This window comes from Cellulophaga sp., from assembly GCF_039943695.1.
Classification (GTDB): domain Bacteria; phylum Bacteroidota; class Bacteroidia; order Flavobacteriales; family Flavobacteriaceae; genus Cellulophaga.
In genome coordinates, this window is record NZ_JBDVAA010000216.1 from 1 (window position 1) to 15,106 (window position 15,106).

General features: G+C 32.5%; 12 protein-coding genes. 5 read left to right on the forward strand and 7 right to left on the reverse strand.

Translation table 11 applies throughout. The features are described from left to right. Positions 1-945: hypothetical protein (locus ABJD66_RS15795; RefSeq protein ID WP_348133419.1), on the forward strand; the 945-nt coding region annotated here is incomplete at its 5' end. A gap of 546 nt (positions 946-1,491) precedes the next feature. On the opposite strand, the gene ABJD66_RS15800 is transcribed toward ABJD66_RS15795, so the two are convergent. From ABJD66_RS15800 to ABJD66_RS15825, 6 genes are all read right to left on the reverse strand, one after another. Further along, positions 1,492-2,292, reverse strand: coding sequence for an anti-sigma factor (locus ABJD66_RS15800; protein ID WP_348133422.1), 801 nt, complete (start codon positions 2,290-2,292; stop codon positions 1,492-1,494). A gap of 4 nt (positions 2,293-2,296) precedes the next feature. Beyond that, complete coding sequence (locus tag ABJD66_RS15805; protein ID WP_100896338.1) at positions 2,297-2,827, reverse strand: sigma-70 family RNA polymerase sigma factor; 531 nt, start codon at positions 2,825-2,827, stop codon at positions 2,297-2,299. Positions 2,828-2,906: 79 nt separating this feature from the next. Beyond that, positions 2,907-3,485 (reverse strand): superoxide dismutase family protein, encoded by a 579-nt coding sequence (locus tag ABJD66_RS15810; RefSeq protein WP_348133426.1) that lies wholly within the window; start codon positions 3,483-3,485, stop codon positions 2,907-2,909. Between the two features lie 106 nt (positions 3,486-3,591). Beyond that, positions 3,592-4,248: a hypothetical protein gene (locus ABJD66_RS15815; RefSeq protein ID WP_348133429.1), complete on the reverse strand. Its 657-nt coding sequence runs from the start codon at positions 4,246-4,248 to the stop codon at positions 3,592-3,594. Between the two features lie 52 nt (positions 4,249-4,300). Then, positions 4,301-7,507, reverse strand: a complete 3,207-nt coding sequence (locus ABJD66_RS15820; RefSeq protein WP_348133432.1) for a hypothetical protein — start codon at positions 7,505-7,507, stop codon at positions 4,301-4,303. A gap of 49 nt (positions 7,508-7,556) precedes the next feature. Beyond that, positions 7,557-8,117, reverse strand: coding sequence for a PepSY-associated TM helix domain-containing protein (locus ABJD66_RS15825; protein WP_348133435.1), 561 nt, complete (start codon positions 8,115-8,117; stop codon positions 7,557-7,559). A 155-nt stretch (positions 8,118-8,272) separates the two neighbouring features. Here ABJD66_RS15825 and ABJD66_RS15830 point away from each other — a divergent pair, with 155 nt between their 5' ends. Together ABJD66_RS15830 and ABJD66_RS15835 are read left to right on the forward strand one after the other, a co-directional pair. Beyond that, a complete protein-coding gene (locus tag ABJD66_RS15830) occupies positions 8,273-9,400 on the forward strand; it encodes a VWA domain-containing protein (RefSeq protein ID WP_348133438.1) in 1,128 nt (375 codons plus the stop codon). Between the two features lie 81 nt (positions 9,401-9,481). Next, positions 9,482-10,948, forward strand: a complete 1,467-nt coding sequence (locus tag ABJD66_RS15835; RefSeq protein ID WP_348133441.1) for a magnesium chelatase — start codon at positions 9,482-9,484, stop codon at positions 10,946-10,948. Position 10,949: 1 nt separating this feature from the next. On the opposite strand, the gene ABJD66_RS15840 is transcribed toward ABJD66_RS15835, so the two are convergent. Next, on the reverse strand, positions 10,950-11,525 hold the full coding sequence (locus ABJD66_RS15840) for a YdeI/OmpD-associated family protein (RefSeq protein WP_348133443.1): 576 nt from the start codon (positions 11,523-11,525) through the stop codon (positions 10,950-10,952). A 64-nt stretch (positions 11,526-11,589) separates the two neighbouring features. Here ABJD66_RS15840 and ABJD66_RS15845 point away from each other — a divergent pair, with 64 nt between their 5' ends. Then, on the forward strand, positions 11,590-12,168 hold the full coding sequence (locus tag ABJD66_RS15845; RefSeq protein WP_348133446.1) for a hypothetical protein: 579 nt from the start codon (positions 11,590-11,592) through the stop codon (positions 12,166-12,168). A 36-nt stretch (positions 12,169-12,204) separates the two neighbouring features. Further along, positions 12,205-15,057 (forward strand): pitrilysin family protein, encoded by a 2,853-nt coding sequence (locus tag ABJD66_RS15850; protein ID WP_348133449.1) that lies wholly within the window; start codon positions 12,205-12,207, stop codon positions 15,055-15,057. The last annotated feature ends 49 nt before the right edge of the window (positions 15,058-15,106 follow it).

The window sequence follows — 15,106 nt, forward strand, 5'->3', positions numbered from 1 at the left end:
TATATTTCTCAGCATAGGTTTAAAGAAGCTTTAGAAATGGCACTAGCAGCCCAAAAAATGGGAAGTGGAGTAGCGCAAACACATAGCCTTTTGTTTGATGTTTATATGGAACTAGGTGAATATAAAAAGGCAGAAGAAAATTTATTATCATTAAAAGATAAAAACAGCTTTGGTTATTTAATTAGAATAGCAAAATGGAAAGACTATAAAGGAGATTTAGATGCTACTATAGTTTATATGGAAAAAGCGAAACAGTTGGCAGAAATGTCTAACAATACTAATTTAAAAGTATGGTCTTATACAAATATAGCAGACTATTATGGGCACGCCGGAAGAATTAAAGACTCTTACAAGTATTATTTAAAATCTTTAGAATTAGAACCTCACAATGCATATGCTAAAAAAGGAATTGCTTGGATTGCTTTTTCTTATGAACGTAACCCAACAGAGGCATTACGTATTTTAAATGCAATTACTAAAAATTATAACACTCCAGATTATTACTTGTTAAAAGCTGAAATAGCAGAATATCAAGAAAACAAAATAGAGAAGCTTAAAAATATGGATAGATACATAAAAGCAGTCAAAAACCCTGCTTACGGAGCTATGTATAATGCTTATAATGTTAACTTTTATTTAGACTATACAGATTTGTATAGTAAAGCTTTAGAAATTGCAAAAGAAGAGATTAGTAACAGAAAAACACCAGAATCCTATATGTTATTGGCACATAGTTTTTACAAAAAAGGAGATGTATCTAATGCCGTAAACATTATTAAAGAGCATATAGAAGGTAAAACGTTTGAACCGCATATTTTATACAATGTAGCAGAAATATACAAAGCAGCAGGTGATACAGAAAAGGTAAAGGAGCTAAAGACAGAATTAACAGGTGCCATTTATGAATTAGGGCCAAATATGGAGAAGAAAATAACAAATTTATAGGTAGGTAATAAAATATTTACAAGTACAACTTTTGTAGAGTTTAGTTGTAGGTTGTTGCTTAAAGCACTGAAACGGTTGGGTTTCGGTGCTTTTTAGTGAAGTGTAATTTTAAGATTTTTTTATGTTAATATACTAAAACAATAAAAATGTAGTTTTAATAAAACCACTTAACCTAAAACTCCGTATGTAGTAAAAATAGGAGTAGTACTATTTAAGAACTATTGCTATTAAAACATATTTGTTATGGAATATTATTTTTTTATTATTTGGATAGCCGTAATGGCATTTTATTGTTACAAGTTGTTTTCGGCTCATAAGTCTTTGAAAAAAGTAGAGTATAATAACGCTCATAAATTAAAAGAAAAACAGATTAAAATACACAAGTAGTGTTTTTTAAATTCTGAATTAAAATATGTTTGTTTAACATTTATTGGTTTTGTTAAATATAAAGTCCTGTGTTCGCAGGGCTTTTTTTATTGTTTTAAGTTTTACGCATAAAAAAATCCTCTATTTCTAGAGGATTTTTTTATCTAATATGTGATTTTTTTAAGAACTAGCGGCTACACCTAAAGTGTATAATTGCTCCAGTGTAGGAGACTCGCTACCACCTGCAGGTTCTAAGGTAATACCAAAGGCTTCTGAATTGTTGGCATTTGCTAAAGCAAATATTTTATTTTCATCTCCCTTAAAGTCTTCAAGTAATCCTAAGCTAGTTGGTGTTAAAGGATTAAGTTTTAAAGACCACACTTGGTAAACAAAACCATCTGGTGGCTCTGGTAATCCTTTAGCATCTATAAATACTTTTTGTTCCTTTTTGTTCCAATATGCTTTTGCAAATGACTCTGGAGAAACTGTTTGTCCTCCTAAAGCAACAACATCTATATCTTTATCTCTAATTGTATTTAATAAATCTTGTGTTTCAGTTAAAGAATTATTTGCATTGTCAATTTTAGATTCTAAGTCTACTTTCTCTTTTGAAACTATTTCGATCTTAGACTCTAAATCTTTATTCTGGTTGTACATCCACAACATACCTGCAGATAAAACCACAGCAGCAGCCCAACCAGTATAAGTTGCCCAGCTGGTTTTTTGTTTAGGTAATTGTACAACTTTAGTATCTTCTGTAAAATTAAGTTTACGCTTAATAGAGGTAAACATACCACTATTTATTTTAGGCGAAGCAGATTTACTAAGTGCTAGTATAGACGCTTCTATGGCCTCTATTTCTTTTTTAATTTCCGGGTATTGTTCTGCGTCTTTATGTATTTGCAGGTTTTCCTCTTCAGAGAGTAACCCAGCAACATAAAGTTCTAATTTTCCCGACGCTATGTATTCTTCAATATTCATATACCTAGTCTAATACATTTTTTCTTAGTTGCGATATGCAACTTCTATTTCTTGTCTTAATTGTTCCCAATGGAATATCTAATTCTTCTGAAGCTTCTTTTTGAGTGTAGCCTTTAAAGTATAGCATTTCTATAATTTGTACGCACTTGTCTTTTAGATTTACTAAAAACTTTTTAATTCCAATAGCATCCATTTGACTATCAAGATTATTACCATCTTCAAGTATACTTACGAAGTAATCTGCAGATAGGTTTTGTTTACTGTTTTTGTGGGATTTAGAACGCACTTCGTCTATTGCAGCATTACGAGCTATATTTAAAATCCAAGTAAAAAACCTGCCTTTAGAAGAGTTGTATTTGTCTGAGTTATTCCAAATTTTTACAAATACATCTTGACAAATTTCTTGTGAGATGTCTGTGTTTTTTACAATTGTATTTATAACACCACAGATATTTTCAGCATACATATTATATAGCTTTTCAAAAGCTTTGGGGTCTTTCTTTTGAAATTGTATTACTAGGGTTTCTAATTGCATATATTGTATTTACTGTTGTAAGATAATATAAAAAAGCTACATAAGTGTAGCTTTTTTATAATGTATAAGTTTGTTTAATTTATTCTATGATTCCGGCACAACTTACTCTTGTACCAGCATCTCCACTTGGCTGAGATGTAAAATCGTCTACACCTTCATGAACTATTATTCCTTTTCCTAAAATATTTTTTTTGGGATCTTCACAGTCTAGACACCATTCATTGGTGCTAAATTTAATTTCAGAATTACCGTTTTTATCTGTAATAAAATTACCTATATCTCCTTTATGGTATCCTTCTTTATCACCCCATTTTCCGTGTTTTTCAAAAGTAGGATTCCAGTGTCCGCCTGCCGACTTACCATCTTCAGAAGAGCAATCTGCTTTTTCGTGAATATGTATGGCATGTTCACCTTCTTTTAAACCAGTAAGGTTGGCAACCATTGCTACTTTGTTTTTGCTTTGGGTAAAGGTAATTTTACCAGTAACATTACTGTTACTTTTAGGCTCTAATGTAATTGTTAATGATTTTGATTCCTTATTATCAGGAATTACGGTGGCATTTGTAGTAGTAGTTTCCTCCGCTTTTTTATTTTGATTTTTACAGCTGTATGTAAAACTTATAAAAAGAATTGATAGCGTTACTATTATTTTTTTCATCTTATTATGGTTTTCTATTAGTACAAAATTATTGCACTAAACTAAGAGTAATGCTCTTATATCTTTAACCCATAAAAAGTAAATAGTAACGCTATCAATTAAAAAATTACTTCTTAGCTAAAAGTACTTCGCCTTTTATCTGTACATCGCTCCAAGTTTTACTAACACCATCTGCACCAGTATGTAAAGCCTCACAAGCTTTGTTTATAGATGCAACTGCGTCTAAAGCATTCCAGTTTTCTAAATTCATTACACCTGTAAATGTAAATTTAGTATCAGATAATTTTTCAGTCTCTAATGGAATGTTTGCTGTTTCTCCGTTTAAAGTAACATCTAATGAAGCTTTATCATCTTCAACTTTTAAAACTCCAGAAATTAATTCTGTGTTTTTCATCACTCCAAAAAAGAATTCTATAATTTTTGGGTCTCTTGTACCAGTGCCATCATTTGTAAATAAACTACTTACAGGAATGCTAAACTCTGTACCGTTTAAAGCTTCTAAAGGAGTAGATCCTGTGTTAAATTTTTTAATGTTAACCGTCTTAAATGTCCCGCCAACACCAATTTTATCTGTAGTTTTATATGCTGTAAAACTAGCTTTTGTAGAGTCTGCAACTAAAGAATATTGAGCCTCTGCCTCTGTGTGACTATGATCTGCATTTTTATGATCTTCAGAGTTATGAGAGTTTTCTTTGTTTGCATTTTTACAACTAAAAGCTGCTACAGCTAATAAGCTTACACATACTAATTTTATCTTTTTCATAATACTATAAATTTTAAAGTATAAAGGTAAAAAATCTATTACTCTTATCCTTTTAATTAATTGTAAAGGTTTTTATTTCTTTAAAAGAATTGGTTTCTAAACTGCTAATTTTTGTTTTGTACGGATTCCATTTTTCTGAGAAAAAGGTATTTGTTTTTTCTAAAGCCGTTTCTAACTCTTTTTTAGCAAATTGTATTAGGTTGTTTTCTGTGCTAGTTAAACCTGTTTTTCTGCTACGTACATAACCGTTTGCAGCCCCAATTCTTTGCATAACTGTAATTTCTGGGTTTCTTGTAATTCCTTGTCTTTTATCTACTTTACCTATATAAAGAGCAATTACAGCATCTATATCTTTTATAATAGTTGCAGAAGCTTTAATTTCTTCTTTGTATTTTTCTTTGTCTAGTTTTGATAAATCTGACTTGTACTTTGTGGCAGTATTTTTACTTTCTACAAGTTGTTTAACAGCGTCTGCAGCAGTTTGGGTATAACTTGCTAATGTTTTGCTAGCATTGTATATTTCATCAATATTAGCTTTAGATACATTTAACCTTGGGTCTGACTTTACAGTTAGTATTGTTTCATCTGTGGTTAAGCCGTAGGTTAACTGTACTTTATAAGTACCAGGTTTAACTCTTTGTCCGCTTGGTTCTCTTTTAGATTTACGTATGCTACGTGATGGTCTTTCTGAACCTTTTTCAGACATATTCCAGTAGTAACGGTGTAATCCTGTTTTTTTAGGAGCTTTAATTTTAATAGTACGTATTAATTCTTCACCATTAAAAAACTGAAATTGTAAAGAATCTTTAGAAGCTACACCATCTTTTTTTGTAGGAGTATTTTCTTTTTCTTCCTTTTTGTTTTCATCTTTAGGCTTTTCTACTTTTTCTTTCTTTTTATAGAAGTACGTTAGCATAGCACCACCTTTTTTGTTTTCACCATTAAATAATGCATCTGCACCAAATCTGCTACCTGTAGGTTGTTGGTAAGCTGCTTGGTAGGCAACAGGAGGTGTAAATAAAGCAACATCTTTAGCAAGTACAGTTTTGTCTTTTGCTATAGCGCGTAGTGGTCTAATATCATCTAAAACCCACGCAGCTCTACCAAAAGTACCAATTACAAGGTCGTTTTCTCTAGGGTGTATTATTAAATCTTTTGTAGATACAGTAGGGAAACCTTCTGTCCATTTTTGCCATTTACTACCGGCATCAAAAGATATATACAAACCATCATCTGTACCTAAAAATAATAAGTTTGGTGTTTCTGGATCTTCAATAATAGATAAAGCATAACTTTTAACATCGCTCTCATCAACAATTCTAGTCCACGTTTTACCATAATTAACGGTTTTGTAAACGTAAGGTGCGTAGTTAAACCTACGATAATCGTTAGCAACTAATAAAGCTTCTCCTTTATTTTTGTTAGATGCTTTAATTTGTGGTATCCAGCTACCTTTTGGTAGACCTTTTATATTTTTGGTCACATCTGTCCAGTTGGTACCGCCATTCTGTGTTACGTGTACACGGCCATCATCTGTACCAACCCACAACATATCTTTTTCTACAGGAGAAGGTTCTATTACTAAAATAGTACAGTGGTTTTCTGCTCCGGTAGCATCCATAGTTAATCCGCCACTTTCGCTTTGTTTTTGTTTTTCTGGATCATTAGTGGTTAAATCCGGAGAAATAATTGTCCACGTTAACCCCTTGTCTGTTGTTTTGTGTACAAACTGACTACCAAAATATGCTGTAGCATTGTTAAAAGGATCTTGACCAATAGCAGAGTTCCAGTTAAAACGCAATTTTGTTTCTGCGTCTGGTGGTGTTGGTCTTACAGAGTAATTGTTCCCTGTTTTCCAATCATATCTAGATACATTTCCTTGCTGACTCATTGTATAACCAAATTGCGAATCATCTAAATCTGGTACAACATCAAAACCATCACCAAAAGAAATTTCTTGCCAGTAGCTGTTACGTATACCTTGTGCTTTCCAAACAAAAGCAGGTCCACGCCAAGAGCCATTATCTTGCATACCTCCATAAACGTTGTATGGGAACTCGTTATCTACATTAATATGGTAAAACTGCGCTACAGGTAGGTTACCAATAAAACGCCAAGATTTACCACCGTCTTTGGTAATATTTAGTCCACCATCATTACCGTCCATCATAAACTGTCCGTTTTCTGGGTGTATCCACCAGGCATGATGATCTGGGTGTACGCCATTATCTGCACCATAAGCAGGCATTAATTGGCTAAAGTTTTTACCACCATCTTCAGATACATTTATATAAGTAAAAACAGAATAAACTCTATTTTCGTTTTGTGGATCTACATAAATTTCTGAGTAATAAAAAGGTCTATTTCCTATATCAGATTTATCATTAATTTTTTTCCATTTAAAGCCACCGTCGGTAGATTTGTATAATGCATTTTTTTTAGCTTCAACTAAAGCATAAACAACATTAGGTTTGTTGCGCGCAATTGCAACACCAATACGGCCTAAATTTCCTTTAGGTAAACCATCTTCTTCAGTAATTTTTTTCCAGTTTTCTCCACCATCGTGCGTCATATATAAGCCACTACCAACACCACCAGATTTAAAAAACCAAGGGTCTCTTTTGTGCTCCCACATTGCAGCAATTAGCTTGTTTGGGTTTGTAGGGTCCATTACCAAATCTGCAACACCAGATTTATTATTGGTATATAGTATTTTTTTCCAGGTAACACCACCATCTGTTGTTTTAAAAACACCACGTTCTGGGTGCTCTCCCCAAGGAGAACCAATTGCACCAGCATAAACAATGTTTGGGTTTGTTGGGTCTATTACAATTCTGTGTATATGTCTGGTTTTTTCTAAGCCCATTGGTAACCAGTTTTTACCGCCATCTAAAGACTTGTAAATACCATAACCACCATTTAAACTATTTCTAGGGTTGCCTTCTCCTGTGCCTACCCAAATTACAGAAGGGTTGCTTTGTTGTATGGCAACAGCACCAACAGAAGCTGTAACTTCTTTATCAAAAATAGGGTCCCATTTTATACCTCCAGAGGTAGATTTCCATAATCCACCAGAGGCTGTACCTGCATAAATAATATCAGGATTACTATGTACAGCATCTATAGCAGTTACACGGCCGCTCATACCTCCAGGGCCAATATTTCTGGGTTTTAAGTCTTGTACATAATCCATTTTAAAGTCTTGCGCAGACAAGCACAAAACAGTAAAAAAGAATAAAAGTGAGTGTAGTTTTTTCATTTTTTAGAGTTGTTAGTTGATTTTTAAAAATAAGTAATATTGAGTTAAGTTATTGATTATTAGTGGTCTTTATTTTTTTTATCTTCTTAGGGTTTATCCATAGTATAATACCACTTACACTAATAAATATGAGTCCTAAAGCAAGTATAGTAGAATATAAAAGTTTAAATATTGAAGCATCATTTTTTATAAAATAATCTATAATAGATCCATCGTGTATTTTTTCAATAATAGTATCTGTACGTTGCTTTACAGATACAACTTTGCCAGTGTAGCAGTTAATTTGTAACTCTGTAAAATGCTCATCAAACCTAACTTTAGCTATACCTTTTTTAGGTCTGTAATCTATACGGTCTATTATTGTAGATAATTGTAAAGAATCTATATACGCTATGGCATTTTCTTCTATAGTTTTTAAAGGAACAAGAGTATTGTTTTTTGTAGTTATTTTGTGGGTAGAAGGTTTTAAGTAAAGTTCGCTTTTCCAGGCAAGCAAAGCTCCGGTAACACTTATAATTAATATAAAAGCAACCAAAATTATTGCTACTGTTTTATGTAGATTTCTGTATAAACGAGTGCTTTTTGCGAGTTTGTTAATCTTAATTTTCAATAGGAACTTATTTAAAGTTTCCGAAAATAACGAAAACTGCACCAAAATTTCATAATAATATGTTAACAAAGTAAGCTTACATTTAGCAAACATTTAATACAAATACGTTTTTGAAAATAGAAGGTTTATTGAAAAAGCCGTATTTTTATACTTGTATGAAGAATGATAAAATAAACAGAAAAGGTTTTGTGTTTAAGCAATACAAAGCCCCTTCACAAACTCCGTTTGAAAAGCTTTTTGAGATTTTTAAAGAGCTAATTACACATACATCTGGAGATTTTGATGAAGCTATAGATTGGTTGCGGGAGTTAGATAAAGAATATAAGCTTACTACAGAAGATTATACTATTGATGATTTTATAGAAGATCTAAAGGCTAAAGGCTATATTAGAGAAGAAATAAAACCAGATGGTAACAATGGTACTGCTATTACGGCTAAAACAGAAAGAGCTATTAGACAAGCCGCATTAGACCAAATTTTTGGTAAAATAAAACGTAGCGGTTCTGGTAACCATAAAAGCAAAGGTGTTGGAGCAGGTGATGAGCATACTGGCGATTTTAGAAATTACCAATTTGGAGATGCTTTAGATAAAGTGTCTATGACAGAAAGTCTCCGTAATGCACAAGTAAATAACGGTATTGGTGACTTTAGGTTAACGGAAGATGATTTGGTGGTTGAAGAAACTATGCATAAGTCGCAGATGAGTACTGTACTTATGATAGATATTAGCCATAGTATGATTCTCTATGGTGAAGACCGTATTACTCCTGCTAAAAAAGTTGCAATGGCCTTGGCAGAATTAATTACCACACGTTACCCAAAAGATACGTTAGATATACTTGTTTTTGGTAATGATGCTTGGCCTATTAAAATTGCAGACTTACCGTATTTACAAGTTGGCCCTTACCATACTAATACTGTTGCTGGTTTGCAATTGGCAATGGATTTACTCCGTAGAAAGCGTAATACCAACAAGCAAATTTTTATGATTACAGATGGTAAACCAAGTTGTTTACAAATGCCAGATGGTACGTATTATAAAAATAGTGTTGGTTTAGACGAGAACATTATAAATAAATGCTACGGTATGGCACAACAAGCAAGAAAGCTACACATACCTATAACTACATTTATGATTGCGCAAGACCCATATTTAATGCAATTTGTAAGGGAGTTTACACACGCAAACCAAGGAAAAGCATTTTATACAGGTTTAAAAGGACTTGGAGAAATGATTTTTGAAGATTACGAAACCAATAGAAAAAAACGAATTAAAGGATAAAAGAATTTAGAGAATAGAAATAAGATAAGACAATAAAGTCAGTTTTCTTAAATTTATAAACCTCTTTTCTAAAAAGAAAATATGAAAATAGATACAATAAAAACACTAGGCGATTTAAAAAAAGCTGGTTACCAAAGTAAGTCTATAAAGGATGAGCTAAGAGATAATTTAATAGAAAAAATTAAAAATAAGGAAACCACATTTACAGGCGTTCACGGGTATCAAAATACTGTAATACCAGAATTAGAGCGTGCTGTACTATCTAGACACAACATAAACTTATTAGGTTTACGCGGACAAGCAAAAACACGTTTGGCTAGACTAATGCTTAATTTATTAGATGAATATATACCAGTGGTAAAAGGATCTGAAATTAATGATGATCCTTTACAGCCAATTTCTAGATACGCTGTAGAACTTATTAAAGAAGAAGGAGATAGTACACCTATTACTTGGCTACACAGAAGCGAGCGTTTTGCAGAAAAGTTGGCTACACCAGATGTTACTGTAGCAGATATTATTGGAGATGTAGATCCTATAAAAGCAGCAAACTTAAAGTTGAGTTATGCAGATGATAGAGTAATACATTACGGAATGATACCACGTGCTAACCGTTGTATTTTTGTTATTAATGAGCTGCCAGATTTACAAGCAAGAATTCAGGTTGCATTGTTTAACATATTGCAAGAAGGCGATATACAAATTAGAGGATTTAAATTACGTTTGCCTTTAGATATGCAATTTGTTTTTACAGCAAATCCAGAAGATTATACCAACCGTGGTAGTATTGTTACGCCTTTAAAAGATAGAATAGGGTCACAAATTCTTACCCATTACCCAGAAGATATAGAAACAGCTAAAGTAATAACAGCGCAAGAGGCTAAGTTAGACGAAAGGCAGTCTAATGCTGTAATGGTTCCAGAGCTAGCAAAAGACCTATTAGAACAAATTGTTTTTGAAGCACGTAAAAGCGAATATATAGATGCTAAAAGTGGTGTAAGTGCTAGACTAAGTATTACTGCTTTTGAAAATTTATTAAGTACAGCAGAACTTAGAGCATTAAAAAATGGAGACACTAAAACTATGGTTAGACTTAGTGATTTTATAGGTATTATACCTGCAATTACGGGTAAAGTAGAGTTAGTTTATGAAGGAGAACAGGAAGGTGCAGCAAGCGTAGCTTATAATCTAATAGGTGAGGCTGTACAAACGTTGTTTGTAGATTATTTTCCTAAAATTGAAAAACTTAAAAAACAAGAAGACGATAGTCCTTATGATGATGTGGTTTCTTGGTTTTTTAATAATGAAGCCGGATTTGAACTTCTTGATGATTTAAGTGATAAACAATACAAGAATATGTTAGATGCTGTTTCTCCTTTAGATGATTTGTTAGGAGCACATCAACCAAAATTAAAAAAAGAAGAAAGCTATTTTGTAAAAGAGTTTATACTTTGGGGCTTAGTACAGTTTAAGCAATTAAGTAAATACAGATTTACAGAAGGTATACAGTTTAAAGATCCGTATAGTAATTATATAAGCGGATTGTAAACTACCACGTATTCCTAGATTTTATATTAGCATCGCAGAGTTTTATAATCTCTGCGATTCTTTTTTGCTTTGTTTCCTCTCTTTTGGCTTGGTTTAACCAGTATAGATAATGTTTTTTATAGGATGGAGCAAAACTATTGTAGTTGCTAAAAGCATTGGGGTTTTTATTAAACGCTTCTTGTAAGTTTTTAGGTATAACTCCGTTTTCTACATCATCTAAAGCTGTCCAAGAACCATTTTGCTTACCAATTTTAATACTATCTAATCCACTTTGGTGCATTAAATCAGCAGCAATTAGATTTTTTATATGTGTTTTATTTAATTTACTCCAAACGCTTTTTGCTTTTCGTTTGCAAAAATATTGCCTTCTTTTTCCGTCACCTAAATTTTTAACGGTACTATCTATCCAACCAAAACAAAGTGCAACCTTAACCGCATCTTCCCAAAGCATACTTTCTTTAGCGTGACTTACTTTGTATAGTATTATATAAATTCCAGAACTAGTTTTGTGGTTGTTATGCAACCACTCTCGCCATTCGGTAGTGTTTTTAAAATAGAGTTCTGGTTTTGTTTCCATTTTGGCTTGGTGATATTTTAGTATAAACTTTAATGTATATTTATATCCAAAAATAACTAAAAAGATGCAACGTACTTATACCTTTATTGTTTTAACCTTTATAATTATGATGTCTGTAAATGCGCAAGAACTGTCTAAACAAGATCTACCATATTATCAAATACCAGAAGCACCAGACAGTTTTACAGCTGGCACAGTAGCTGCCAGAACTATAGATGCTTTGGGTTTTAGATATTATTGGGCAACAGAAGGGTTACAGCCAAAAGATTTAGAGTATAAACCAAACAAAGAGGGTAGGAGCACTGGTGAAACCGTAGATCATATTTATGGTTTATCTAAAATGATTTTAAAAACAACCAGTTTAAAGATTGATGAAGATAAAAACCAAAAACTAACCTTTAAGGAAAAAAGAAAAAAAACATTAGAGAACTTTAAAAAAGCTAGTGATATTTTAAAAAATGCGACTGACTTAAAAGAACACGAGTTGGTTTTTAATGAAGAATTTAAGCTTCCGTTTTGGAATGCTATAAACGGACCTATTGCAGATGCAATATGGCACAGCGGACAAATAGTAGTTATGCGCAGATCTTCTGGAAACCCAATGACTAAAGGGGTAAATGTATTAATGGGAACTAAAAAATAATTATACTTAACTTAAAACTAATTCATCAATAAAAAAATGAGAAAATTACAATCTTTTTTGGCAGCAGTAACTGTGTTGCTTGTAATCTCTTGTAAAGAGAAAACAGAAAAAACATCAGAAGAAATAGCAAAAACAGAATTTAAAGTAGATTATGATAAATTTACATTGGATAATGGCTTGCAAGTTATTTTTCATATAGATAGGTCAGATCCTGTTGTGGCAGTAGCATTAACTAGTCACGTTGGTTCTGCTCGTGAAAAAGTAGGCAGAACAGGTTTTGCTCATTTATTTGAGCACTTATTGTTTTTAGAATCTGAAAATCTTGGTAAAGGTGGTTTAGACAAAATGAGTGCGCGTATTGGCGGTTCTGGTGCAAACGGATCTACAAGTAGAGACCGTACCAATTATTTTCAGACAGTGCCTAAAGATGCCTTAGAAAAAATGATTTGGGCAGAGGCAGACAAGCTTGGGTATTTTATAAATACAGTTACAGAACCTGTTTTAGCCAAAGAAAAAGAGGTTGTAAAAAATGAGAAAAGACAAAGAGTAGATAATAATCCTTACGGACACGTAAACTATGTGCAAACAAAGGCATTATATCCAGAAGGTCACCCATATAGCTGGACAGTTATTGGGTCTTTAGAAGATTTGCAAAATGCAACTTTACAAGATGTAAAAGATTTTTACAATAAGTGGTATGTTCCTAATAATGTTACATTAACAATTGCTGGTGATTTTGATAAAAACCAAGCAAAAGAATGGGTTAAAAAGTATTTTGATGAAATTAAAAAAGGTGATGATATACCAGCTTTAGAGAAGCAGCCTGTTACTTTACCAGAAACTAAAAAGTTATACTATGAAGATAACTTTGCACGTTTGCCACAACTATCTATAACGTGGCCATCTGTACCAGAGTTTCATAAAGATGCGTATGCATTAGATGTATTATCATCATACCTAGCATATGGTAAAAAAGCACCTTTATATAAGGTTTTGGTAGAAGATAAAAAGCTAACAGATCGTGTGCGTATGTATAATTACTCATCAGAACTTGCAGGTGAATTAACATTATCTGTTACTGCTTTTGATACTACAGAGCTTACAAGTGTAAATAATGCTGTACAAGAAGCTTTTACTAAGTTTGAAAAAGATGGTATTTCTGATGCAGATATTAACAGAATAAAAGCAGGTCAAGAAACAGATTTTTACAATTCACTTTCTAGTGTTCTGGGTAAAGGATTTCAGTTGGCACAATATGAGATTTTTGCAGGTGATCCTGGCTATGTTAGTGAAGATGTAAAAAACATATTAGCAGTAACTAAAGAAGATGTTATGCGTGTGTACAACACGTATGTAAAAGGAAAGAATTTTGTTGCGGTAAGTTCTGTGCCAAAAGGTCAATCTTCTTTGGTTTTAGAAGGGTCTATAAAAGCTGAGGTTGTAGAAGAGAAAATTGTTGAAGGTAAAGAAAGTACTTTTGATCCTAGTATTGCTGCTACTTACCAAAAAACACCTTCTAGTTTTGACCGTAGTATAGAGCCTCCTTACGGAGATAGCCCAGATGTAAAAGTACCAGACGTTTATAAAAAGGAGCTTTCATCTGGAATTAAGGTATTTGGTATAGAGAATAATGAAGTGCCACTAGTAGAATTTAATTTTATAATTAATGGTGGTATGTTACTAGAAGATAAAAATAAAATAGGTGTTTCTAATTTGTTAGCATCTATGTTAACCAAAGGGACAAAAAATAAAACGCCAGAAGAATTAGAGAATGCTATAGAAACTTTAGGAGCAACAATTGTTGCATCTGCAAGCAACCAGTATATTATAATTTCTGGCAATTGTTTAGCTAAAAACTATACAAAAGTAATGGATTTGGTTAATGAAATTATTTTGGAACCACGTTGGGATGCTAAAGAGTTTAATTTGCTTAAACAAAGTACTATTAGTCAATTGCAAAGAGCGCAAGCTAACCCTAATAGTATTGCTAGAAACGAATTTTATAAAGTACTTTATGGTGCAGACAATATTTTAGCAAATAATAATGCAGGTACAACAACATCTGTAAAGGCAATAACTTTAGATGATTTAAAAGAATACTACAATGCAAATGTATCGCCAACGGTTGCTAATTTTCATATAGTAGGAGATATTACTGCAGCTAACGCTACAGCATCTTTAGAGACTTTAAATACTAAATGGGAACAAAAAAATGTAACTGTACCAACAGTAATTGCAGCTAAAACTCCAGAAAAATCTAAAGTGTATTTTTATAATGTACCAGATGCTAAACAATCTGTTCTTTTATTTGGTGCGCCAGCTGTAGCGGCAACAAACAAAGATTATTACCCAGCACAGGTAATGAACTATAGACTAGGAGGCGGTAGTTTTGCATCACAATTAACACAAGAACTTAGAGAAGGTAAAGGATATACTTATGGGGTAGGCTCTAGCTTTAGTGGTGGTAAAACATCTGGTTTATTTACAGTATCTAGTGGTGTACGTACCAATGTAACTTATGAGGCTTCTCAGTTGGTTAAAGATATTATGAAAAATTATAGTAAAGGCTATAACCAAAACGATTTGGAGGTATCTAAAGGCTATATGGTAAAAAGTAATGCAAGAGCTTTTGAAACTATAGGGTCTAAATTAAATATGCTAGAGAATATTAGTATGTATAATTACCCTGTAGATTATGCTAAGCAAAGAGAGCAGGGAGTAAAAAATATGTCTGTAGAAGATGTTAAAGCATTAGCAGATGAATATGTTAATCCAGATAAAATGATTTACTTAATTGTAGGTGATGCTAAAACGCAGCTTAATAAACTTAATAAGTTAGGGTACGGTGAGCCAGAATTATTAAATCCTGATGTGATATTAAAAGACTAAACACTAGTTTTTAATCATAAAAAATCCGCTTTACACATTGTAGAGCGGA

Coding starts and splice junctions, on each gene's coding strand:
- ABJD66_RS15835 (WP_348133441.1), top strand. CDS start 9,482: ATGAAAATAGATACAATAAAAACACTAGGCGATTTAAAAAAAGCTGGT.
- ABJD66_RS15805 (WP_100896338.1), bottom strand. CDS start 2,827: ATGCAATTAGAAACCCTAGTAATACAATTTCAAAAGAAAGACCCCAAA.
- ABJD66_RS15845 (WP_348133446.1), top strand. CDS start 11,590: ATGCAACGTACTTATACCTTTATTGTTTTAACCTTTATAATTATGATG.
- ABJD66_RS15850 (WP_348133449.1), top strand. CDS start 12,205: ATGAGAAAATTACAATCTTTTTTGGCAGCAGTAACTGTGTTGCTTGTA.
- ABJD66_RS15840 (WP_348133443.1), bottom strand. CDS start 11,525: ATGGAAACAAAACCAGAACTCTATTTTAAAAACACTACCGAATGGCGA.
- ABJD66_RS15830 (WP_348133438.1), top strand. CDS start 8,273: ATGAAGAATGATAAAATAAACAGAAAAGGTTTTGTGTTTAAGCAATAC.
- ABJD66_RS15820 (WP_348133432.1), bottom strand. CDS start 7,507: ATGAAAAAACTACACTCACTTTTATTCTTTTTTACTGTTTTGTGCTTG.
- ABJD66_RS15800 (WP_348133422.1), bottom strand. CDS start 2,292: ATGAATATTGAAGAATACATAGCGTCGGGAAAATTAGAACTTTATGTT.
- ABJD66_RS15810 (WP_348133426.1), bottom strand. CDS start 3,485: ATGAAAAAAATAATAGTAACGCTATCAATTCTTTTTATAAGTTTTACA.
- ABJD66_RS15815 (WP_348133429.1), bottom strand. CDS start 4,248: ATGAAAAAGATAAAATTAGTATGTGTAAGCTTATTAGCTGTAGCAGCT.